22 protein-coding genes are annotated in these 21,723 nt (G+C 66.7%); 7 read left to right on the forward strand and 15 right to left on the reverse strand.

Features of this window, described 5'->3' with window-relative positions; genetic code table 11:
- Positions 1-10: 10 nt before the first annotated feature.
- The 7 genes from egtE to ABIA30_RS11920 form a co-directional block, all read right to left on the reverse strand.
- Positions 11-1,129: an ergothioneine biosynthesis PLP-dependent enzyme EgtE gene (egtE, locus tag ABIA30_RS11890; protein ID WP_370065312.1), complete on the reverse strand. Its 1,119-nt coding sequence runs from the start codon at positions 1,127-1,129 to the stop codon at positions 11-13.
- Positions 1,130-1,134: 5 nt separating this feature from the next.
- On the reverse strand, positions 1,135-2,118 hold the full coding sequence (gene egtD, locus ABIA30_RS11895) for an L-histidine N(alpha)-methyltransferase (protein WP_370065314.1): 984 nt from the start codon (positions 2,116-2,118) through the stop codon (positions 1,135-1,137).
- Positions 2,119-2,128: 10 nt separating this feature from the next.
- Positions 2,129-2,812, reverse strand: coding sequence for an ergothioneine biosynthesis protein EgtC (egtC, locus tag ABIA30_RS11900; protein WP_370065316.1), 684 nt, complete (start codon positions 2,810-2,812; stop codon positions 2,129-2,131).
- Positions 2,813-4,123, reverse strand: a complete 1,311-nt coding sequence (gene egtB / locus ABIA30_RS11905; RefSeq protein ID WP_370065318.1) for an ergothioneine biosynthesis protein EgtB — start codon at positions 4,121-4,123, stop codon at positions 2,813-2,815.
- On the reverse strand, positions 4,120-5,391 hold the full coding sequence (egtA, locus tag ABIA30_RS11910; protein WP_370065320.1) for an ergothioneine biosynthesis glutamate--cysteine ligase EgtA: 1,272 nt from the start codon (positions 5,389-5,391) through the stop codon (positions 4,120-4,122). Before egtA ends, egtB begins: the two co-directional genes overlap by 4 nt.
- 165 nt (positions 5,392-5,556) lie before the next feature.
- Positions 5,557-6,216, reverse strand: a complete 660-nt coding sequence (locus ABIA30_RS11915; protein ID WP_370065322.1) for a sensor domain-containing protein — start codon at positions 6,214-6,216, stop codon at positions 5,557-5,559.
- Positions 6,217-6,332: 116 nt separating this feature from the next.
- Positions 6,333-6,788: a hypothetical protein gene (locus tag ABIA30_RS11920; RefSeq protein WP_370065324.1), complete on the reverse strand. Its 456-nt coding sequence runs from the start codon at positions 6,786-6,788 to the stop codon at positions 6,333-6,335.
- 106 nt (positions 6,789-6,894) lie between these two features.
- Here ABIA30_RS11920 and ABIA30_RS11925 point away from each other — a divergent pair, with 106 nt between their 5' ends.
- The gene (locus ABIA30_RS11925) at positions 6,895-7,335 is read left to right on the forward strand and encodes a ribonuclease domain-containing protein (RefSeq protein ID WP_370065326.1); all 441 of its coding nucleotides are present in this window, start codon (positions 6,895-6,897) and stop codon (positions 7,333-7,335) included.
- On the forward strand, positions 7,332-7,610 hold the full coding sequence (locus ABIA30_RS11930; RefSeq protein ID WP_370065328.1) for a barstar family protein: 279 nt from the start codon (positions 7,332-7,334) through the stop codon (positions 7,608-7,610). Before ABIA30_RS11925 ends, ABIA30_RS11930 begins: the two co-directional genes overlap by 4 nt.
- Here ABIA30_RS11930 and ABIA30_RS11935 read toward each other — a convergent pair.
- The 3 genes from ABIA30_RS11935 to ABIA30_RS11945 are packed head-to-tail and all read right to left on the reverse strand — an operon-like array spanning position 7,607 to position 11,067.
- Positions 7,607-8,731 carry a DUF4185 domain-containing protein gene (locus ABIA30_RS11935; protein ID WP_370065330.1) on the reverse strand — a complete coding sequence of 375 codons (1,125 nt, stop codon included), beginning with the start codon at positions 8,729-8,731 and terminating at the stop codon, positions 7,607-7,609. The genes ABIA30_RS11930 and ABIA30_RS11935 overlap by 4 nt on opposite strands.
- Positions 8,732-8,757: 26 nt before the next feature.
- Positions 8,758-9,789 carry an aspartate-semialdehyde dehydrogenase gene (locus ABIA30_RS11940; RefSeq protein WP_370065332.1) on the reverse strand — a complete coding sequence of 344 codons (1,032 nt, stop codon included), beginning with the start codon at positions 9,787-9,789 and terminating at the stop codon, positions 8,758-8,760.
- Between the two features lie 12 nt (positions 9,790-9,801).
- The gene (locus ABIA30_RS11945) at positions 9,802-11,067 is read right to left on the reverse strand and encodes an aspartate kinase (RefSeq protein WP_370065334.1); all 1,266 of its coding nucleotides are present in this window, start codon (positions 11,065-11,067) and stop codon (positions 9,802-9,804) included.
- A 62-nt stretch (positions 11,068-11,129) separates the two neighbouring features.
- Between ABIA30_RS11945 and ABIA30_RS11950 the strand changes: the two genes are divergently transcribed.
- Positions 11,130-11,777 (forward strand): nitroreductase family protein, encoded by a 648-nt coding sequence (locus tag ABIA30_RS11950; protein ID WP_370065336.1) that lies wholly within the window; start codon positions 11,130-11,132, stop codon positions 11,775-11,777.
- On the opposite strand, the gene ABIA30_RS11955 is transcribed toward ABIA30_RS11950, so the two are convergent.
- The 3 genes from ABIA30_RS11955 to ABIA30_RS11965 are packed head-to-tail and all read right to left on the reverse strand — an operon-like array spanning position 11,764 to position 14,311.
- Positions 11,764-12,267, reverse strand: a complete 504-nt coding sequence (locus tag ABIA30_RS11955) for a hypothetical protein (RefSeq protein ID WP_370065338.1) — start codon at positions 12,265-12,267, stop codon at positions 11,764-11,766. The genes ABIA30_RS11950 and ABIA30_RS11955 overlap by 14 nt on opposite strands.
- A 17-nt stretch (positions 12,268-12,284) precedes the next feature.
- On the reverse strand, positions 12,285-12,995 hold the full coding sequence (locus tag ABIA30_RS11960; RefSeq protein ID WP_370065340.1) for a cysteine hydrolase family protein: 711 nt from the start codon (positions 12,993-12,995) through the stop codon (positions 12,285-12,287).
- The gene (locus tag ABIA30_RS11965) at positions 12,992-14,311 is read right to left on the reverse strand and encodes a cytosine permease (RefSeq protein ID WP_370065342.1); all 1,320 of its coding nucleotides are present in this window, start codon (positions 14,309-14,311) and stop codon (positions 12,992-12,994) included. The genes ABIA30_RS11960 and ABIA30_RS11965 overlap by 4 nt, the downstream gene beginning before the upstream one ends.
- Before the next feature lie 237 nt (positions 14,312-14,548).
- Here ABIA30_RS11965 and ABIA30_RS11970 point away from each other — a divergent pair, with 237 nt between their 5' ends.
- Both ABIA30_RS11970 and ABIA30_RS11975 read left to right on the forward strand, forming a co-directional pair.
- A complete protein-coding gene (locus tag ABIA30_RS11970) occupies positions 14,549-14,839 on the forward strand; it encodes a hypothetical protein (RefSeq protein ID WP_370065344.1) in 291 nt (96 codons plus the stop codon).
- A gap of 213 nt (positions 14,840-15,052) precedes the next feature.
- Complete coding sequence (locus ABIA30_RS11975; RefSeq protein ID WP_370065346.1) at positions 15,053-15,436, forward strand: hypothetical protein; 384 nt, start codon at positions 15,053-15,055, stop codon at positions 15,434-15,436.
- Between the two features lie 85 nt (positions 15,437-15,521).
- Here ABIA30_RS11975 and ABIA30_RS11980 read toward each other — a convergent pair whose 3' ends face one another.
- Positions 15,522-16,745 (reverse strand): glycosyltransferase 87 family protein, encoded by a 1,224-nt coding sequence (locus tag ABIA30_RS11980; RefSeq protein ID WP_370065348.1) that lies wholly within the window; start codon positions 16,743-16,745, stop codon positions 15,522-15,524.
- 204 nt (positions 16,746-16,949) lie between these two features.
- Between ABIA30_RS11980 and ABIA30_RS11985 the strand changes: the two genes are divergently transcribed.
- Both ABIA30_RS11985 and leuA read left to right on the forward strand, forming a co-directional pair.
- The gene (locus ABIA30_RS11985) at positions 16,950-19,004 is read left to right on the forward strand and encodes an acyltransferase family protein (RefSeq protein WP_370065350.1); all 2,055 of its coding nucleotides are present in this window, start codon (positions 16,950-16,952) and stop codon (positions 19,002-19,004) included.
- 191 nt (positions 19,005-19,195) lie between these two features.
- Entirely contained in the window at positions 19,196-21,007 is a 1,812-nt protein-coding gene (gene leuA, locus ABIA30_RS11990) for a 2-isopropylmalate synthase (RefSeq protein ID WP_370065554.1), read from the forward strand.
- 2 nt (positions 21,008-21,009) lie between these two features.
- Here leuA and ABIA30_RS11995 read toward each other — a convergent pair whose 3' ends face one another.
- Positions 21,010-21,654 (reverse strand): TetR/AcrR family transcriptional regulator, encoded by a 645-nt coding sequence (locus ABIA30_RS11995; protein WP_370065352.1) that lies wholly within the window; start codon positions 21,652-21,654, stop codon positions 21,010-21,012.
- Positions 21,655-21,723 lie beyond the last annotated feature (69 nt).

Below are 21,723 nucleotides of genomic sequence, written 5' to 3' on the forward strand. Positions count from 1 at the left end.
GTCAGAACCTTCAAGCCGACACCGCCGCCAACGCGCGGGCGAAGGACTCCAATTCTTCGCCCGTGACGTCGACGTGCGGTGAGACCCGCAACACCGGCCTCATCAATTCGAATGGCGCACGATCCACTCCTGCCACCGTGGTGACCATGCAGTGTTCGGCAATCAGCTTGGCGCGCACGGTGGTTGGGTCGGCGCCCCGGACCGGTTCCAGCGTGGTGATCGCGCTCGGTTCATCGACCTTCTCGACCACCCGCCAGCCCCGCAGCTCCGCAAGCGCGTTCCGGGTGAGCGGCCCCACCTGCGCGAGCCGTTGCCGGACCACCTCCGGCCCGGCGACCAGATGCTCGCCGATGGCCACCGAAAAGGCAATGCGCGCTGCGACATTCATCTCGCCGAGATCCAGGCGCCGCAACACGGGAAGCGGCACACCCCACTGCGGCAACGGAATTCGCGGCCGGATGCGATGAGCCACCGTCGAATTGATGGCCAGTACACCCACACCTCGGGGCCCGGCCAGCCACTTGCGCGACGACGAGTAGATGACGTCCGGCGCGGCCGAGCAGTCCAGATGGCCGAGTGCCTGCGCAGCGTCGACCGCCACCGGGATGTCGAGCTCGCGGCACAGTGCGACGAACTCGGCCAGCGGTTGCACCACCCCACGATGACTGCCCAGCGCCGTCAGATGCGCCAGCGCCGGACGCTCGCTACGCAACACCGCGCCGGCCGCGGCCACATCGAGCCGTCCCTCATCATCGGCAGGCAGATGCCGCACGGTAAAACCGTTGGCCTGCATGACAATCAGGTTCGGCCCGTACTCCCCCGGCAGGCATGCCACCGTCCGCTCGGCGGCCCAGCTGCTCAAGAGCAGGTCCAGCGCGTTGGACGAACCGGTGGTGAACAGCACGTCGGCCGCGGCCATCCCGGTCAGCTGGCTGATCGCAGCCCGGCCGGCGGTCAGTACCGCCTCTGCGCCCTCCGCCGCCACGTAGCCACCGAGTTCAGCCTCACGGCGGGCATGCTGGGCGGCGGCATCGATGACCGCGAAGCTCTGCCGAGAGCAGGCGGCGTTGTCTAAATGCAGGCCCGCAGGTCGCGGCCGGGCCGCCCGCCACATGGCCCCGATACTCACCTCAGCTATGCCTTCACGGCAAGTGACACACCGAAATCACCGACCGGGTCGGTCCACCACTGGGTGCGCTGCAACCCGGCTGCAGACAACTCTGCGGCGATGCCATCCGCACGGAACTTGCACGACACCTCGGTGAGCATCTCCTCCCCGGCTCCGAATTCGACGGTCAGATCCAGATCATCGATCCGAACCTGTTGTGCCACAACAGACCTGAGCCACATCTCGATCCGCTCGTGATCCGGGTTCCATCGTGCCACATGGTCGAAGCCCGCAAGGTCGAAATCAGCGGCCAGCGCCCGGTTCACCACCGCCAGGACATTCCGGTTGAACCGGGCGGTGACACCCGCCGCATCGTCGTACGCCGCTACCAGGCGCGCGGTGTCCTTCACCAGATCTGTGCCCAGCAGCAGCATGTCTCCGGGCTGCATGGTGCCGGCCAACGTCGACAGGAACTCCGCGCGGGGCTGCTCGGTCAGATTGCCGATGGTGGACCCCAGGAACACGATGAGCCGACGGCCGAGCACCGGTATCTCACCGAGGTGCTGCTCGAAATCCCCACACACCCCGGTGACCTCGACACCCGAATATTCGTCGGACAGCTCGGCCAGTGCGGTGCTCAGCACCCCGGCGTCGACGTCGAACGCCACAAACCGGTCGAGGCGACCCGCCGCGTGGAAGGCGTCCAGCACTGTCCTGGTCTTCTCTGAGGTACCACTGCCCAGTTCCACCAGGGTGTCGGCACCGGACGCGGTGACGATCTCGGCGGCCACGGCACGCAGGATCTGCGCCTCGGTCCGGGTCGGATAGTACTCGGGCAGTCGGGTGATCTGGTCGAACAGATCGCTGCCCACCGAATCGTAGAACCACTTGGGCGGCAACGACTTCGGCGTCTGGGTCAGGCCGTTACGCACATCGCTGCGCAGGGCCGACGGCGCCCAGTCCGCGGCCAGATGGTTGACCAGCGACGGCACTGTCTTGCTTACGGTCATGGCAGTCCTTTCATTCGAGAGGCCTCACGTCAACGCCGGTGCCGGTCACTTCGACCAGGCACCGATCCGGAATGTCCCGCCACGCGGGTTCGTCGTCGTAGGGCTCACTGGCCACCACAACTCCGTCGGGACGCTGCAGCACAGAAAGAGTGTCGCCCCAGGTGGTGGCGAGCAGACGGGATCCGTTGGCCGCCAAAACATTGAGGCGGGCACGCGGATCCTCGGTACCCACGCGGACAATGGTATCCGCCAACCGATCCAGCCCATCAGCGAATATGCATGCGGCCAACAGCGCGCTGTCGACGGTCGACTCGATCTCGCGGGACGCCGGCAGCACCGCGCGATCGACCACCCCGTTGTGCGAAAGCAGCCAGGTTCCGTCGGTGAACGGTGCCGACGCCGAGGATTCGACCGGCATCCCGACCGTCGCCGACCGGACCGCCGCCACCACACACCGGCTGTGCAACGCTGGGGCTACCGAGGCAAAGGATGCGTCGGCCCAGATCGGGGCGGCGCTGCGCCACCGCCGGGGTACGTCGGCGTCGAAGAACCCGACGCCCCAGCCATCGGCATTGACCAATCCATGTTGCTGCCGTCGCGGTGAGTATGACTGCACCAGAAGACCATTCACCGGTTCGAGGACCAGCGAGGCCACCGACACGGGACTGCCCAGCCAACCCAGATGCCGGCACATCTAGGCGTCCCACGCAAGTCGGACGCCGGAGAAGATCTGCCGGCGGATCGGGTGGTCCCAGTTGCGGAAACTCGGCCGCAGAATATCCGCGCCGACCGCCCATGCCCCGCCGCGCAGCACCCGGTAGTCGCCACCACCGGCGCCGTCGAAGAACGGCTCGGAGTACCGGTCGTAGATCATCGGGGTGAAGCCGGGCCAGGGCCGCAGTGGCGAGGTGGTCCACTCCCACACGTCGCCCAGCATCTGTTCGGCGCCGTAGGCCGACGCGCCGCCGGGATAGGCGCCGACCCGCGCGGGCCGCAATGCGCCGCCGCCGAGGTTTGCCACACTGGCATCGGGTTTGGCTGCGCCCCAAGGGAATCGGCGGCGCGTTTCGGCGACCGGATCCCAGGCACAGGCCTTTTCCCATTCGATCTCGGTCGGCAGGCGGGCGCCGGCCCACGCGGCGTATGCCTCGGCTTCGAAGAACGTGATGTGCTGGACGGGTTCGTCGGCGGGTAGCTCCTCGACGTGCCCGAACCGCACTCGACCGGCCCCATCGGCAGACCAGAACAACGGCGCGACCAGCCCGGCGCGCTGCCGGTGTGCCCAACCTTCCGTCGACCACCAGCGTGGCTGGCGGTAGCCGTCGTCGGCGATGAACTCGCGCCATTCGGCGTTGGTCACCGGCACCGTGCCGATCCGAAACGACGAAACCTCGACGGTGTGTGCCGGGCGCTCATTGTCCAGTGCATACGGCTCGTGCGTCAGATCGACGCCGAGGGTGAACGGCCCGCCGGGCACCAGCACCGAGGTGCCGGCGACCCCTGGGCGCCCGGGCGGCAGTGCCGTTCCGGCACCAAGCAACGGCGGTCCGCTGCGCAGGTTCAGCGCTTGCAGCATGGTCTCGTCGTGTTGGTTCTCGTGGCTGATCACCAACGCATAGGGGAATGCATCACCGTCAGTCAATTTGTCCAGTGCGTCAAGGACTTTCCCTCGCACGGTGCCGCAGTAGCGGCGCGCGTCGATGGGCGGCAGCAGCGGCAGGCTCACGCGGCTGGCGCGGGAGTGCACGAAGGCGTCGTACAGGCCGTCGACCTTGGGATCCAACAGCCCGGGACGGTTCTGGTCACCGCCGCGCAGCAGCCATAGCTCCTCCTGCTGACCGATGTGCGCAAGGTCCCAGACCAGCGGACTCATCAACGGGTCGTACTGGCGTAGCAGCTCGGCATCGTCGAATTCCACCAGTGACAAGGTGCGCTGCCTGGCCCGTTCCAACCCGCCCGCGAGCAGCTCGCGGGCGTCCGGCGGGCATTGTTCGCTGACGCTCAACCGTCACCTTTCGCCAATTCGATTACCGCCGAACCAATTCCGTTCTCCACCACCCGATCGGCGAAGTCGTCGGCAGCGCTACGCCCCAGGGTCACCCGGCGCAACAGGGCATCCATCGGCGCGTTCAGTTCGGCAGGTGCGGCCCCGGCGGCCGCTTGCACACACCGCACCGCTGCTTCCCTCAGCCGCGGATCGGCCAGCCCCACCCGTGCCGCCAGATCCCATGACGAGGCGACTGATTCCGTTGCCTCCCAGGCGATCTGTGCCAGTTCCGGGTTGTCCAGCAACGACACCAGGGTGAACACCACAGCCGGCCACACATCGTCCGGCATGGCGTCCAGATAGCGGATCTCCAGCCAGCCACGCGGCCGCACCGGCGGGAACAACGTGGTCAGGTGGTAGTCCAGGTCGGCCTCGGTGGGTCGGCGGCCACCCAACAAGGTGAGGCCGTCGGCCCAATCGGCGAACGGCACCCATTCGGTGACCGGCTCGGCCTCCGGCGTGTGTACCAACATCACCGGTGCTTTCAGCGCGTACCGGGCCCAGTCGCTGGCCGGGTCGTCGCCGCTGGCACCCAGGATCGGCCCGCACCGCGCGGCATCCAGCCGTCCCCACACCCATTGGCGCGAACTGCGCCAGCCGGTGAACCTGCCGCCGAGCATCGGCGAATTGGCCGAGATCGCAACCATGGTCGGGCCGAGGGCGTGCGCCAGCCGAACCCGATCGGCCCAGCCGTCCCGCGGGCCCGCATCGACATTGATCTGCAGCGACGCCGTCGACGTCATCATCGCCGATCCGGCGTCACGGGTGCCGCTCGCCGCGAAGAAAGTCTCCATCGCGCGGTACCGGGCACCCGGGTTGACCCGAGCACGGGCTCGCAGCGGATCGGTGCCCAGCAGCAGCAGACCCAGACCGCGACGCCGCAGGGCCGCCCGCAACACCGCCCGGTCTGCCGCCATCGCGGCGACCGCCGTCATGGGTCCGTCCAGTGGCGGGCCGGACAGTTCGATCGCGCCGCCGGGTTCCATGGTGATGGCGCCGCCGCCGGGCAGCTCCGGGATCGACGCAACGGCATCGGTGAGTTCGGCCCAATCCGGACGCCGCATCGGATCGGACAAGTCGACGCAATGCGCCTCGAGCTCGAGCCCGACCCGGCCGACCGGGCCCTCGCTCAGACAACCTCCACCAGCATGCAGCGCGGCGCTGTAACTACTCGACAACTCCGGATACGCGGCATGCGGGCGCCGCGCAGTGGTCGCGGTTCCCATCTGAACTCCCTCCACGATTCCCGGCGCTAGGCCAAGGACCATCGATCGGCGTTCTCGGGACCCGCCAACCCAGCCCCAAGCGTTCCTGCTTTTCTGACCCTGCCATGAGGCACCGACAATTTCTGCCCCTGATCTGTTCCGGGCACGATGCTCACGGCTGCGCAGTTATTGCCCGAGGGTGTTCTGCATCGCCCCGGCCAGTACGTTGACCGCAGGGCCACCGTTCCCAGATTGACAAACTTTCGCTTGCAGCAAAACGTTTTCCCGCAGCCTGGTCTGCACGAAACAGCGTCGGTCGGTGTCCGCCTCCTGCTTCACCCACGACGCATCGGCCGGTCCGGCAGGCGGACCCGAAAAGCTCCACACCTCGGTACGGCCGTCTTCCAAGTGCATCGCGGTGGTCTGTCCCGCACACCCGACGGTCCGGTCGACAATGCGATGAAAAGCGCGTGCCGCGGCATCGTCGGTGGCGAACACCCCGACGGCCTGCTTCACCAGGTGGCCCTCATCTGTCGCAGTCGTCTGTGTGGTCGCACCGTTGAACGACGCCAGATCCGGATCGTCGTAGACCTCGGGCAGGCCGATATCGCCCCAGTTGTTGCACACCGGAAGGTCGACGAAGTAGCCCTGGAACGGTGCGGTGAAGACGCCCTCCCAGCCCATCGGGGCACCGACGACGTTTCCCACCGACCCCTTACCCAGGACGGCGTAGGACACCACTCCCGGATCTGACGGCTTGGCCGAGGCACTGCCCGACACCGCGACAGCAGCCGCGCAGACCACCACCCCCGCCAGTGCCGCGACGCGGACCGATCGCACACTCATGGCTCCGATGATGCCAGCCGTCGGGCCACCGAACCCGAGACGCGGGCCGCATCAGGCAAAAGCCAACAGGCCGCACCCCATAACGGGATGCGGCCTGTTGCCGTCAATCAGTTGTCTCAGCGGCCGGGCTGGCCACCACCGCCACCGGGCTGACCGCCCTGACCACCCGAGCCACCGGGAAAGCCGGGGCCACCGGGGAAGATGAAGCCAGGACCGCCGGGCCCGGGGAACATCGGGTGCCACATCCCAGGCCCACCGGGGCCGCGGTCGTCGCGGTCACCGCGGAATTCCGAACTGCCCTGGCCGTGGTGATGCTTGTGCCAGCCATGGTGATGGCCGCAGCCGTGCATGCCCATGAAGTAACCGGAGAAGAAGATCGTCGCGACGATGAACACGGAACCAGCCACGATGCCGACCCAGGCCAGCACCTTGTAGAGCTTGCTGGACTTGTGCTCGACCACTGGAGCTGCGACTGGAGCTGCGACGGGCGGCGCCGCAACGGGTGGGAACGAATCCGTCGGAGTTTCCGGCGGCTCGGGAGTCTGGGGTGCCTGCGGCGTTTGATCACTCATGACTCCGATGATCCACGCGGCAACCACTGCCGTGCCTAGGTTGCGGGTAAGAATCAGCTATGAGCTCGACGCCCGGTAGCGTGAGAGCGACTTCGAGAAAGGCGCCATGTCCAGAATCACCGTGCGCACTGCGGCCGTCATCGCCGGTGGCGCGTGCCTGCTGATGTTGGCGCCGGCCTGCGCCAAGAACGCACCGGCTCATCTCACCGGATCGCCTTCGACCGCGTCGTCATCCTCGGCATCGCACTCCGGGCTGAACAACTGTCAGATCTCTGCGTTGCCGGCCGCGGCCGGCACCACGGTCAGGCTCATCCACAGCGGTGGCCCGTTCCCCTATCCGCGTGACGGCATCGTGTTCGGCAACTTCGAGCATCGCCTGCCCAACCAGTCTCGCGGCTACTACCACGAGTACACCGTGCCCACCCCGGGCGCGAAAACCCGTGGCACCAGACGAGTTATCACCGGTGGCCAGCCACTGACAGATCCTCCGGAGTTCTACTACACCGGCGACCACTACGAGACGTTCTGCCAGATCGGAGGGGCGTGAAGACCTACACCGTGCGTGGTGCCCGAATCCATTCCCGCGCAGATCTTTTCATTGAAATCGGCCACGCGGTCAACGGGGCCGACGGCTACTTCGGCAGCAATCTGGATGCGTTGGCGGACTGCCTGGGCGGCGGGTTCGGCACCCCCGAGGACGAGCCCTTCCGATTCGTACTGGCAGACAGCTCAAAAGCCAAGGCGGCATTGGATTCCGATACCTGGCTCGGGCTGCTCGAGGTCTTCGGAGGCTCCGGTGTCCACCTGGTCCTGCAGGACTAGGACTTGAAAGGGTTCACCGCGAATTGGACCACGCGGTAGGGCCCCCTGTCCCGCGAGGTCGTGAACCACTGGCTGACCAGTACCCTCAACTCGTCGAGCGTCGAGCCAGGTGAGATATAGCCGCCGTACGGCTGACCCAGCCGATTGTCTTGCGGCGCAGGAAATTCATCGGCCTGCTGCGGCCAGTCTGAGGCGACCACCACGGTGGTGACCGGGGCGGTGCCCAGCTCCGTCGGGGTACCCGCGATCCGGACCTCCATGTTGCCGGTGCTGCCGTTGAAGTAGGACAGCACCGTCTTACCGTCCACCTGCTTCATGCTCATCTCGCCGATCCGGTCGCCCCACAACGGTGTCGGCGGCCTGTTCCAACCCGCGGTCGCCGACCACCCCTGCCAGCTGGACCGGTCGGTGAACGACTGCGGGCTGACCCGGTACAAGAACGCGGGGCTGCTGCGATCGAAGTTGTCGGCCACGATGTACACCCAGCCGCGCGGCGAATCGGCCGCCGGGATCGGATCGTAATAGCCGGTGATCTGACTCTGCGCTCCCCCGGCGTATTTCGCGGGCCGCACCGAACCCGGCACCGTCGGCCAACCGCCTTGTGCGGGGTTGGCTTTCACCAGCCGTGAGTCGGACGGCACCAGATTGAGCGTGCGGTTGATCATCAGGTAGTTCTCCCGGTTGATCGTCACCACGCCCGCCGGAAGTTGCGACATACCAGGCACTTTGGGGTCGGCCAGCAACGGCTTGTCGATCCCGGTGACTCCGCGGTACCGCAGGCCGTTCGGGTCATTGATGGAGTCGGTCTCGACGTGCAGGGCCACCGGCGCATACCAACCGCCGAAGCCCACCCCCTGACCGGCGAAGCTGTCGCCGCAGACCTGCAACAGTCCGCTGGGGAACTCCATGAACTCGCACAGATCGGTGGCGCCGATGCCGTATTCGACGGTCGGGGTGCCGGTTCCGGCCACTGGGCCGATACGCAGCACCTGTCCCGGCGCCAACGGCGCGAGCACCGGCGTCGGTATCGGAGCGGGCGGGTCGGCGGATGCCGGCGGAGCGCCCAGCGCGAGTGCTGAGATCAACGCGATCGCCGCCCGCACTCGCACTTTCCGGCCCATATGTATATGTCCGCGCGGGTGCAGAGTTACCGGGAGGCGAGCAGTTCGGCGATCTGCACGGTATTCAGCGCCGCACCCTTGCGCAGGTTGTCCCCCGAGACGAACAATGCCAGGCCACGGCCATCGGGCACACCCGGATCCTGCCGGATGCGACCGACGAGCGAGTCGTCGACACCGGCGGCGGCCAGCGGAGTCGGCACGTCGACCAACTTCACGCCCGGCGCCTCGGCCAGCAGCTCCACCGCGCGCTGCACCGAAAGCGGTTGCGCGAATTCGGCATTGATCGACAGCGAGTGCCCGGTGAACACCGGAACCCGCACGCAGGTACCGCTGACCGCGAGATCCGGGATACCCAGGATCTTGCGGCTCTCGTTCCGCAGCTTCTGGTCCTCGTCGGTCTCTCCGGAGCCGTCGTCGACGATCGATCCGGCCAACGGAATCACGTTGAAGGCAATGGGCGCAACGTATTTCACCGGCGCCGGGTAGGTCAGGGCCCGGCCGTCGTGCACCAACTGCTCGGCACCGTCTACCACCGCGCGAGTTTGGGAGGCCAGTTCCTCGACACCGGCCAGACCTGAGCCGGAGACCGCTTGGTAGCTCGAGATGATCAAGCGGGTCAGGCCGGCTTCTTCGTGGAGCGGCTTGAGCACCGGCATCGCGGCCATGGTGGTGCAGTTCGGATTGGCGATGATGCCCTTGGGACGGACATGCGCGTCACGGTGGAAGTTGACCTCCGAAACCACCAGCGGCACATCGGGGTCCTTGCGCCACGCCGAGGAGTTGTCGATGACGGTGACGCCGGCCGCGGCGAACCGCGGGGCCTGCACCCGCGACATGGTGGCACCGGCGGAGAACAGGGCGATGTCCAGGCCCGACGGGTCTGCGGTCTCGCTGTCCTCGACCTCGATCTCCTGACCGCGGAAGGTCAGCTTCGTGCCGGCGGACCGGGCCGAAGCGAAGAACCGCACCGAGGTGGCCGGAAAGTCGCGCTCCTCCAACAATTTCCGCATCACCTGGCCGACCTGACCGGTCGCGCCGACTACACCGATGTTGACCATCTATCTACCCGTCTAAATCCCGGATCCGGCGTAGACGACAGCTTCCTCGTCGCCACCCAGACCGAATGCCTCGTGCAATGCCGACACCGCCTTGTCCAGCTCGGTGTCCTTGACCAACACCGAAATCCGGATCTCCGACGTGGAGATCAGGTCGATGTTGACGCCCACCTCGGCCAGCGTCTCGCAGAACTTCGCGGTCACGCCCGGGTGGCTGCGCATGCCGGCACCCACCAGCGAAACCTTGCCGATGTGATCGTCGTACAGCACCGAAGTGAAGCCGATTGCGCTCTGCAGCGAGGTCAGCTTCTCCACCGCGGTGGGCCCGTTGTCGCGCGCACAGGTGAAGGTGATGTCGGTCTTGCCGTCTTCCACCTTGGAGATGTTCTGCAGCACCATGTCGATGTTCACATCGACATCGGCGACGGCACGGAACACCTGGGCGGCATAGCCCGGAACGTCGGGCAAACCGACCACGGTGACCTTGGCCTCGCTGCGGTCGTGGGCGACTCCGGTCAGGATGGCGTCTTCCATGGGGATGTCCTCAATCGATCCATTGACGATGGTGCCGGCCTTGTCCGAGTAGGACGACCGGACGTGAATCGGAACGTTGTAACGGCGGGCGTATTCGACGCAGCGCAGCATCAGCACCTTGGCCCCGCACGCCGCCATTTCCAGCATCTCCTCGAACGAGACGGTGTCCAGATGGCGGGCGTTGGGCACGATGCGCGGGTCGGCGGTGAAGATGCCGTCCACATCGGTGTAGATCTCGCAGACGTCGGCGTGCAGCGCCGCAGCCAGCGCCACCGCGGTGGTGTCGCTGCCGCCGCGGCCCAGGGTGGTGACGTCCTTGCTGTCCTGGCTGACGCCCTGGAAGCCGGCGACCAGCACGATCTGGCCCTCGGCCAGCGCGTCCTGCAACCGGCTCGGGGTGACGTCGATGATCTTGGCGTTGCCGTGGGTGCCGGTGGTGATCACGCCGGCCTGCGAACCGGTGAACGACCGGGCGTGCTCGCCGAGTGCGTCGATGGCCATGGCGACCAGCGCGTTGGAGATCCGCTCACCCGAGGTGAGCAACATGTCCATCTCTCGCGGCGGCGGGTTCGGCGAGACCTGACCGGCCAGGTCCAGCAGGTCGTCCGTGGTATCACCCATCGCCGAGCAGACCACGACGACATCGTTGCCGGCCCGCTTGGTTTCGACGATCCGTTCAGCGACCCGGCGAATCCGCTCGGCAGACGACACCGAGGATCCGCCGTATTTCTGTACGACGAGCGCCACTATTGGCCTTTCTTGGGTCCCACGCTTGCAGAGGCTGCACCAAGGATAAGGGAGGCCAGCACATGAATTTGTTGGCCGGTAGCTTGGCGGACGTGCCCGACGCACCCGCCGATCGATCCGCCGATACCTCGGTCCCGATCCACCCCGCCCTTGCCACCCGCTGGAGCCCACGAGCGTTCGATCCGAATGCCGAACTGCCACATGAAGATCTGGCCGCACTGCTGGAAGCGGCACGCTGGGCGGCCACCTGGGGTGGTCGTCAGCCGGTGCGGTTCATCGTCGGACAGCGCTCCGGCTCCGGCTCCGGTCCGCACGCGCTCGACGAGACATTCGTCACGCTGGCCGGCCTGCTCAAACGCGGCAACAGCTATGCCCACGCGGCGTCGGCCCTGATCCTGCTGTGCACCGATGAAGGCCCGGACGACAAGACCGCCCTGTACAGCAAGGTCGACGCCGGCTCGGCGCTGGCGAACCTGTCGGTCGAGGCGGTGTCCCGGGGCCTGATCGTGCACCCGATGGCCGGGTTCGACGTCGGCGGCGCGTCCACTGCGTTCGCTCTGCCCGAGCAGCTACGGCCGATCATGATCATCGCGGTCGGCACGCTGGGCGACTACGCGCACGTCAGTCCCGAAATCGCCGAGCGCGACGGGCGGCCACGCGAACGGCTGCCGCTGGATCAGATCGTGCTGAACTGGCCTACCAGAGCTTGAACCACTCGCGCTCCGCCGGACACGCCTTCTTGAGCTCGGCGATCTGGTCGTCGATCTGGCTGCTGACGAAATTCGCCTGATAGAACTCGGCCGGCGGCGGCGCACCGGGCGCCCGGCCCTGCATCGCGATGCGCAGCTCGTCCAGCTTGCCGACGAAGTCCGAGGACAAGGTGGCCAGCTGCACGGCATGCACGGCCAGGTCGCCCCGATTGACCTTCTGCGCCCGCTCGGCCAAACCGTCGGCCCAGGCCCGGTACGCCGTCTCCTGCGCGATGGTCGGAATTCCGTTGGAGTTCTTGTCGGTCTTGGAGTCGATGAACTGGGCCTGCGACTTGTTGTAGCTCAGGATGTCGAGCACCGGCTTGCAGTCTTCGGACGGCTGGTTGAACACCGTCTGGCGCACGATCCACAGCGCCGCGACGATCACCAGGACCACCGCGATGGCGATCTTCCACTTCCGGTCGAGCTCGAAGAGCCATCTGGTCAGCACCGTCGCACTGTATCGCTCTATCGGTGGCGACCGGAATCACCAGCCAGGGCCGCCACCACCGCGGCGCTGTCGGCATGCGCCCCGAACACCCCGCCCTGCATGGTGATCATCTTCAGCGCCGCCAGGTGATTGCCGTAGTCGGTGGCGCCGGTCGCGTCGGAGACCACCAGGCACTCGTAGCCGCGATCGTTGGCGTCGCGCATGGTGGTGTGCACGCAGACGTCGGTGGTGATGCCGGTGAAGATGATGTGCGTGATGCCCTGGCTGGCCAGTACCAGGTCCAGATCGGTGGCGTAGAAGCTGCCCTTGCCGGGCTTGTCGATCACCGGCTCACCCGGCAGCGGCGCCATCTCCGGAACGATCTCCCAGCCGGGCTCGCCGCGGGTGAGAATGCGTCCGCACGGACCGGACGATCCGATCTCAGCACCGATCTGCGCCGATCGCCAGCGTTTGTTGGCGGGCAGATCGGACAGGTCGGGACGGTGCCCCTCCCGGGTGTGGATGACGAACAGGCCGGCCTCCCGCGCCGCCCGCAACACGGTCTGGGCCGGGCCCAGCGGAGTGCGGGTCAACGACAGGTCATAGCCCATCGTGTCGACGTAGCCGCCCTCACCGCAGAAGTCGACCTGCCAGTCGATGTTGATCAATGCCGTTCGGGCCACTGGGATATCGCCGTCGTAGGGCCAGCGGTAGGGCTGGGCGTCGATCGTCACAGGGGCGGCGTTCACGCATTCTCTCCGGCCAGGGTTGGTACCCGCACCCGGGCGGGCAGGAAGGTCAGCGCGGTGAAGGCGGCGGCGCCGACGGCCATCGCGACCAGCGCGTCGGAAAGCTGCGGTGCGTAGAAATGCGTAGCCAGTGCGGCCGCTGCGCCAATCCCCCACGCCGCGAACGGTTTCCAGTACAAGCCGGCCGGCGCCGACCGCCTACCGGGCAGCACCAACTGGTCGGCGATGATGATCACGCCGATCGGCGGAACCAGCACACCCAGGATGTTGAGCCAGGCTTCGAAGTAGGACCAGATCCCCGCGACCGCCGCCACAATCCCGATGACACCGAGCACAATCGTCAACTGGCGCATGGTTTTTCCGGTGATGTGACCGAACCCGACGGCACCGTTGTACAGGCAGTGGGCACACACACTGCCCATGTTGACGAACACGAACAGCACGCCGAGCGGCACCAGGATGCCGCCGTCGCCGACCAGTACGTGCAGGAAGTCACCGCCGGTCTGCTGTGGGTCCTCCGACGCACCCAGGGCCACGATCAGGGCACCGACGAACTGGGCCACGAAGTAGGCCACCGGAAACGCCGATAGCGAGGCGAGCACACCCTGGCGACCGTCACGTGCCCAGCGGGTGAAGTCGGCAGTCATGGTGCCCGAATCGGCGAAGCAGGCGATCACCATGGTGACTGCGACACCGAAACTCATCGCCGTGGACGCCCCACCGTGGTACGAGAACGCCGGGGTCAATCCGCGATCTCCGGCCGCGATGACCACCGCGGCCGCACCGAGGACCAGGAACAGTGCGGAAGCCACTACGCCGAGCCAGGAAATCGCCCGGATGCCAACGAATGTCAGGGCGGCGAACAGCAGCCCGGCCAAGAGCGTGATCCAAGCCGCCGGCCATCCCATGGACAGATGCAAGGTGGTGCCCACCATGCCGGTCTGGAAGGCGAACCAGCCGATCACCAGTGTCGACAGAAACGCCGAAACGATGCGAAAACCCTTGCTACCGAAGGTGTCCGCTGCAGTCAGCGCGAAGTTCTTGCCAGACCGTCCGGCCAGATAGCTCAGCGCGCCGACATAGCACATCAGTACCGCGTCGCCGATCCCGATGGCCAGCATCCCGGTGGCGAAACCCAAGTTGTAGACCACGATTCCGGCGAAGACCGCCGAGGTCATGATCATCGGAAAGCCGACCCACACAGCCGATACCGAGAACAACGAACGGCGGGCCGACGCCGGGACCGGACCATGTTCGTACTCGTCACCCAGTGTGTGGTGACCCACCCGCGGCTCCGATTCGGCACATTCAGTCACGGCACCGCCTTCTCAGTTGTTCGGGCGCCGAGCCGACGCCCGGCCGTCTCTACGATGCGACACCGGCGTTTCCGACCGATGTCGCTCGGTGACGGGGCTGTTACGAGGCACCGAAAGCTGCTCGGCGTAATGGTCCATCGGGACTGCCCAACGAAGACATAGTTGGCACTTAACTAGCGGATCTAACTTCGTTGGTAGCCAGCCAAAGGCATTGCAATTATTGGGAGTTGTATCGAAATGTCACGAATCAAGAGCATCACCAAAGTGGCCCTGGTCTCTGCGGGCCTCGGTCTTGCCGCGCTCGGCGTCGGCACCGCGACCGCCAGTGCCGCACCGGTCGCCGCCGGCCCCGGGATTGCCACCTGGGGTGGCGGATGGGGACATCACGGCGGCTGGGGCGGTGGTCCCGGTTGGGGCGGTGGTCCCGGTTGGGGTCCTCCTCCGCCGCCGGTTTGGGGTGGCGGTTGGGCGCCCCCGCCGCCTCCATGCGTCAGCGGCCCGCTGGGTTTCGTCAGCGTGTGCGCCTGATTTCAAACGAGGTGCCTGCCCCCGCAAGGAGGCAGGCATTCTTCTTATTCATTGCGTTTTTCATTGCAATTTTCACAATGGCGTTCATCGGCCCACAAATGCTCATCACAGCGTCATAACCCGCACATAGCTCTGACTTAGATTTCGGTCCTAATTTTACTTACCGGATACCGGTCAGAGGCCTTCCGGGCAATAGACGACAGGGGTACCGATATGTCACACACCAAGAATTTCGCAAAGTTGGCCGCCGTTTCCGCGGGCATCGGTCTGGCCGCGCTCGGAATCGGCTCCGGCATGGCTAACGCGTCACCGCTGACCCACGGTCCCGGGATCGCCGCCTGGGGCGGCGGGCCCGGCGGCGGCTGGGGCGGTCATCCGGGCCCGGGCGGTCCCGGCTGGGGCGGCGGCGGTCCCGGCTGGGGCGGTGGCGGACCCGGCTGGGGTGGCGGCGGACCAGGCTGGGGCGGCGGCGGACCAGGCTGGGGCGGCGCAAGCTGGGCCGGCGGTGGCGGCGGCGGCTGGGGCGGCGGTGGCGGCTGGGGCGGCGGCCCGTGCATCAGTGGCCCGCTGGGTTTCGTCCACCTTTGCGCCCCCTGATCGAATCAAAGAACAGCAACAAGCCTGTCTCTCTCAGGAGACAGGCTTGTTGCTGTCGGGCCGTGGCATCCCCGCGCGGTGACCCCTATGGCTGGGTCATGTCGACGGACGGTCGGACCGCCTCGGCGACCACATGTCGACTCCGGAAGGGAGTCAGTGGACGCCCGGACACAGCGATCCAGCCCAACGTGCCCATAGCGGCCACCACGTAGATCGCTCCCGCCCATGCCTGGTACCACGGGCGGCCCACCTGGTACATGTTCGTCTGGAGCATCTCCAGCCCGTTCGGAATGTTGAGCACCATCAGCACGATCCAGCCCCAACCGAGGTACGGAGCTGCACCGCGTCGCCTGACCGGACCGCGCAGCAGCCACATCACCAGTGGCAGCAGCCACACCCAGTGGTGCGTCCAGGAAATCGGTGAAACGAGCAGACCGAATATCTGCACGACCAGCAGGCGGCCGAGCGTGTCGTCGACAGCGCGCCAGGCGAAGAAGGCGAGAACGCCCGTGCCGATCAGCACCCCCGCGTGCAGGGCACTGCCACCGACGTGATGGCCCGCGATCCGGGTCAGCGCGCCGAGCCACGACTGGTTGATCGCTTGCGCGTACGGCATCACGGTCGCGTCACCGAACAATGTCTTGAAATAGCGAAAAGCCGCATCGGGGAAAGCGACGAATGCGAAGCCGATGGTGGCGGCGAACACTGCGATCGAGGTGGCCAGCGCAGCGAAACGTCGTTGCCCGGCCAGGTACAGCCAGGTCACCCCGGGAGTCAGTTTGATGCCGGTGGCAATGCCGACCAAGATCCCCGCGACCGCGTCGCTTTTCACGTATGCGGCAAACAGGACGGCGAACGTCAGGAAAATGCCCACCTGACCAAGGGATATGGCGTTCGAGATCGGGTCGAACCACAGCGCTGCGGCGGTCCACAACAGCGCGCCTCCCGCGTCGCCATTGCGTAACAGCTTTTGCGTCAGGCGTACGACGCCGTACGTCGCGGCGACCTCTGCGACAAACCACAGCGTCTCGACCAGCCACATCGGCAGCCAGTGCCACGGATACAGCAGAACGGCGGCGAACGGTGGGTAGACGAACACCCGGTGGCCGACCGCCCCATGAGCCGACATCGCCGACGCATGGCTGTCATAGAGATGGCCGTTCGTCAGCCCCATCGGGGCGGTGACGATCGTGTGCAGGTCAAGGAAGTGCGGTCCGACCGACGCATGGCCGATACCCGAGACGATCGCGCTGACCAGAAGGACTGTCGGCGCCGCGCGACGGGCGCCGGTAGTCGAAAGTACCCCCACGTGGCTAGAAGCTACATTGGATATTTGCCAGTATTGACGGATCTGAACATTTTCTGATCAGACCTCCTGGACGCCATGACGTCGGAAATGACGCCGGCGAAAAGTCGGGGATCACCGCTGGTAGTCAGGTTTCCCGGGGTGAGCGCGGTCTTCGGTCTCCGGCGATTCGCTCGCGGTTCGCGACAGCAAAGAAGGGTGCGCTTGTTGGACGACAATCGCGGCAATGTCCACGACGAGATCCGGCATCCGCGGGACCTGACCAATCCGCCGTCACGACCGCAGCGTCCCAAGCGCCCAGACATCCAAGGCCTCCGCGCCATCGCGGTCGGCCTGGTTGTGCTGTTCCACGCCGATATCCCCGGTTTCGGCGGTGGGTACGTCGGCGTCGACGTGTTCTTCGTGATATCCGGGTTCCTGATCAGCACGCACCTGATGGAAGGGCTGCGCGAAAAGCACCGGATCGGATTCGCCGCGTTCTACGCGCGCCGGGCCCGCCGACTCCTACCCGCGGCCCTCACGGTCATCATCGCGACCGTGGCCGCCTCCGCCATCTGGGCTTCACCCGTCCAATTCGGTTCTGTGGTCAACGACGCGATCGCGGCGGCGTTCTACGTCCCCAATTTCGCGTTCGCGGCCACCGCCACCGACTATCTGACGGACAAGACGCCGTCGCTGCTGCTGCACTTCTGGTCGCTCGGCGTAGAAGAGCAGTTCTACCTGCTGTGGCCGCTGCTGCTGTTGTTCCTGTTCCGGTGGTTCGGCCTGCGTATCAAAATGGCCGCGGCGATGGGCACACTCACCGCATTGTCATTCGGGCTGTGCATTTGGCTGACCCGCGAATCCCAACCCGACGCGTTCTTCCTACTGCCCTCGCGCGTGTGGGAATTCGGGTTCGGCGCCATTGTCGCCCTGATCCTGCTCAACGGGCGCAGGGCACTGCCCGACCGGCTCGCGGCCGCGGCGGGCTGGATCGGACTGGCCGGCATCATCGGCGCCGGCACGTTGTTTTCCCCGGCGACGGCCTACCCGGGTTCGGCGGTCGCGGTGCCGGTCGTCTGTGCTGCGCTGCTGATCGCAGCCGGCGCCACCCCGCACGGTCCGGTGGCCCTGCTCGGCCGTCGACCGTTCACCTGGACCGGCGACATTTCCTACTCGCTCTATCTGGTGCATTGGCCGGCGCTGATGCTGCCGCTCGCCGCGACCGGTTACCTCCATCCGCTGCCAATGTGGCTGCGCGGCCTGATCGCCGCCTTGTGCATCCCGGCGGCCTGGCTGCTCTACACCTACGTCGAACAGCCGGGCCAGCGCTTCGCATGGCTCACCGCGGCCCGTCCACGGCGCACCCTCGGCGTGGCAGCAGCGGGCATGGCCTGCGTCACCGGCGTGGCCCTACTCGGCGCCGCGGTGCTGCACCCACCGTTGAACGCCGGAAGGCCCGCCGACCCCACCATGCTCGTCGCCGACCCGATCGGCACGCCATTCGTGCCGAGCAACCTCACCCCGACACTCATCACTGCGCACGACGACCTGCCCAGCATCAACGCGAGCGGTTGCATGCTCCAACGGCAGTCGGCCGATCCGACCGGATGTCGGGTCGGGGCCAACAGCGCCGCACCTCGCGTCGTGCTGTTCGGGGATTCCCATGCCGCACAGTGGTATCCAGCACTGGCTGCCCTCGCAGACAAGGGCGTCATCCGCCTGGAGAGTCACACCAAAACCGCCTGTCCTCCCGCGGCCGTTCCCGGGGCGTACTACCCGCAATGCGACACCTGGCGGCGCACGGTGATCCACAACATCGCCGCCGGTCCACCGGCGCTGGTCTTGCTCGCCGGTTACGCACGGCTCTACCTGGCCAACGACGATCGGCCGACCCAACGCTGGCGCGACGCCATGTCCGCGACCGTGGCGCAACTGCCTCGGCGATCACAGATCGCGATAATCGCCGACACCCCATCGACCGGGGTCAACCCGTCGCTCTGTCTCGGCCGCTTCGTGAACAACGCCGACCGCTGCGCCTTGCCACGCGCCGCAGCGGTGTACCCCGATGCGCGTCGCGCCGAGCAGGACATCGTGTCCGCCGGGCAGGCGGGATATTTGGACTACGTCGAGCTGTTCTGCAATGCCACAACGTGTCCCGGCATCCTGGGCAACACGCTGGTCTACCGGGACGGCACTCATATCACTGCCACGGTCAGCACGAAGTTCGCGGACATCCTGGCACGCGACCTGCAGCGTTTGTTGGGAGGACAGCAGCGCTGACCGCGGTTCGGGCCGTGTTTTGGCCAGCGCTGTCCACGGAGTAAGCTCGCTTGTGATGTTTATCGCGCAGCGGATGCTCCTTCTCGGACGCCGCGACGGGGTCTGATCCAGACCGGCCTCCCGTCGCGGGTGTTCGCGATGCGCCGGTCGCGACCTTCTTCTAGGTCCCATTCAGACAAACCGGAGCAATCATCGTGACTACCCAATCCCCCGACGCCTTTTCGTCAAACCGATCCATCACCGTCCCGTCCGGCCCGCGCAACCCCGGCCAGCCCGCCTGGAACACCCAGCGCGCCTCGTCGATGCCGGCGGGCCGCTACCGCAGCTTCGCCGACGAAGTAGAAAACATCTCCCTGCCTGACCGCACCTGGCCGGACAACGTCGCCACGGTCGCGCCCGGCTGGTGCGCCGTCGATCTGCGCGACGGCAACCAGGCCCTGATCGACCCGATGAGCCCGGAGCGCAAGCGCCGGATGTTCGACCTGCTGGTTCGGATGGGCTACAAGGAGATCGAGGTCGGCTTCCCGTCGGCCAGCCAGACCGACTTCGACTTCGTCCGCGAGATCATCGAGCAGGGCGCCATCCCCGACGACGTCACCATCCAGGTGCTGACCCAGTGCCGGGCCGAGCTGATCGAGCGCACGTTCCAGGCCTGTGCCGGCGCCCCTCGGGTGATCGTGCACTTCTACAACTCGACGTCGATCCTGCAGCGCCGTGTGGTGTTCCGCGCCGACCGCGAAGCCGTCAAGAAGATCGCCACCGAGGGCGCCCGGATGTGCGTCGAGGAAGCCAAGAAGTACCCCGGCACGCGGTGGCGTTTCGAGTACTCCCCGGAGTCCTACACCGGTACCGAACTGGAGTACGCCGTCGACGTCTGCAACGCCGTCGCCGAGGTGGTAGCGCCCACCCCGGACTGGCCGCTGATCGTCAACCTGCCCGCCACCGTCGAGATGGCCACCCCGAACGTCTACGCCGATTCCATCGAGTGGATGCACCGGCACCTGACGCCGCGGGACTCGATCATTCTGAGCCTGCACCCGCACAACGACCGCGGCGAAGGCGTCGCGGCCGCCGAACTGGGGTACCTGGCCGGCGCCGATCGGATCGAGGGCTGCCTGTTCGGCAACGGTGAGCGCACCGGCAACGTCTGCCTGGTGACGCTGGGGCTGAACCTGTTCAGCCGCGGTATCGATCCGCAGATCGACTTCTCCAACATCGACCAGATCCGTCGCACCGTCGAGTACTGCAACCAGCTGCCGGTGCACGAGCGCCACCCGTACGGCGGTGACCTGGTGTACACCGCGTTCTCGGGCAGTCACCAGGACGCCATCAACAAGGGCCTGGATCAGATGAAGGTGGATGCGGATGCCGCGGACGCCGACGTGGACGACATCCGGTGGCAGGTCCCGTACCTGCCGATCGACCCCAAGGATGTCGGCCGCACCTACGAGGCCGTGATCCGGGTCAACTCGCAGTCCGGTAAGGGCGGCGTGGCTTACATCATGAAGGCCGACCACGGGCTGGCGCTGCCGCGGCGGCTGCAGATGGAGTTCAGCCAGGCCATCCAGAAGATCACCGACGGCGAGGGCGGCGAAGTCTCGCCCAAGGAGATCTGGGACGTCTTCAACGAGGAGTACCTGGCGCCGATCACTCCGCTGGAGCGGATGCGGCAGAAGGTGACCGCGGCCGAAGAGGACGGCGGTACCGACACCATCACCGCGATCGTGAAGATCGACGGTGAGGAGCGCGAGATCGTCGGCGCCGGTAACGGCCCGCTGGCCGCGTTCATCGATGCGCTGGGCGCCGTCGGTTTCAAGGTCAACGTGCTGGATTACTCGGAGCACGCGATGTCCGCCGGCGAGGAGGCGCAGGCCGCGGCCTACGTCGAGGCGTCCATCGGCGGTAAGACGGTGTGGGGCGTCGGCATCGCGCCGTCGATCACCACGGCGTCGCTGCGTGCGGTGGTGTCAGCGGTGAACCGGGCTTCCCGAGTGGGCGTCTGATCTCAGCCCGGGTCCTCGGCGACACTGAGGACCCGGGCGCACCAGGCCACGGCCTGTGCGGCGAAGTCTTGTGCGGTAACGGTTTTCGCGGTGTCGAGCAGCCGCTCGTTGATCAGCGTGGCCACTCCGCCGACACAGAACAGCGCCGCGTCGAAGCTCTCCGGGTCGGCGTCGCGGTCGGGCAGCAGCACTGCCAGGATCGCGGCGGCCACCCGGTGTTGGGCTACCCGAATGTGTTCGGCGACCGACTCGATGTGGCGGGCGTCGGTCAAGAAGATGCGCACCGCCAGCGGGTCACTCTCGGCGTGTTCGATGAAGCCGGCCAGTCCCAGGGTGAGTCGGGTCTGAACGCTTGCCGACTCGGGCGCGCTGCCACCGGCGAGCATTGCGGCGAAGGGTCCCTCCAGCACGTCGTCGATCACCGCACCGATCAGCGCACCGACGCCGGCGAACTGCTCGTAGAAATAACGATCGGTCAGTTTCGCCCGCGCCGCGACCGCCCGGACGGTGAGCGCCGACAGCCCGCCTTCGCGCCACAGTTCCTCGGCCGCGTCCAACAGCATTCGCCGGCGGGTGTCCCGTCGCTGCTGTGCTGACCTGCCGGAGTACCGGCGTTCGGTCACCCGGTTGTTCGCGTGGTCGGTCACCTGGCGCCGCTCCTCCCTTGACATCGCCGAGCTGCGGATTGAAACTGAGGACATCCGTCCTCAGATGGG

It is taken from the genome of Mycobacterium sp. MAA66 (genome assembly GCF_041261665.1).
Lineage (GTDB): Bacteria > Actinomycetota > Actinomycetes > Mycobacteriales > Mycobacteriaceae > Mycobacterium.

What these genes read in the sequence shown, in the direction of transcription:
- ABIA30_RS11935 (WP_370065330.1), bottom strand. Translation starts at nt 8,731, where the DNA reads ATGGGCCGGAAAGTGCGAGTGCGGGCGGCGATCGCGTTGATCTCAGCA.
- egtA (WP_370065320.1), bottom strand. Translation starts at nt 5,391, where the DNA reads ATGGGAACCGCGACCACTGCGCGGCGCCCGCATGCCGCGTATCCGGAG.
- ABIA30_RS11920 (WP_370065324.1), bottom strand. Translation starts at nt 6,788, where the DNA reads ATGAGTGATCAAACGCCGCAGGCACCCCAGACTCCCGAGCCGCCGGAA.
- ABIA30_RS11940 (WP_370065332.1), bottom strand. Translation starts at nt 9,789, where the DNA reads ATGGTCAACATCGGTGTAGTCGGCGCGACCGGTCAGGTCGGCCAGGTG.
- egtD (WP_370065314.1), bottom strand. Translation starts at nt 2,118, where the DNA reads ATGACCGTAAGCAAGACAGTGCCGTCGCTGGTCAACCATCTGGCCGCG.
- ABIA30_RS11925 (WP_370065326.1), top strand. Translation starts at nt 6,895, where the DNA reads ATGTCCAGAATCACCGTGCGCACTGCGGCCGTCATCGCCGGTGGCGCG.
- ABIA30_RS11950 (WP_370065336.1), top strand. Translation starts at nt 11,130, where the DNA reads ATGAATTTGTTGGCCGGTAGCTTGGCGGACGTGCCCGACGCACCCGCC.
- egtC (WP_370065316.1), bottom strand. Translation starts at nt 2,812, where the DNA reads ATGTGCCGGCATCTGGGTTGGCTGGGCAGTCCCGTGTCGGTGGCCTCG.
- ABIA30_RS11915 (WP_370065322.1), bottom strand. Translation starts at nt 6,216, where the DNA reads ATGAGTGTGCGATCGGTCCGCGTCGCGGCACTGGCGGGGGTGGTGGTC.
- ABIA30_RS11975 (WP_370065346.1), top strand. Translation starts at nt 15,053, where the DNA reads ATGTCACACACCAAGAATTTCGCAAAGTTGGCCGCCGTTTCCGCGGGC.
- ABIA30_RS11970 (WP_370065344.1), top strand. Translation starts at nt 14,549, where the DNA reads ATGTCACGAATCAAGAGCATCACCAAAGTGGCCCTGGTCTCTGCGGGC.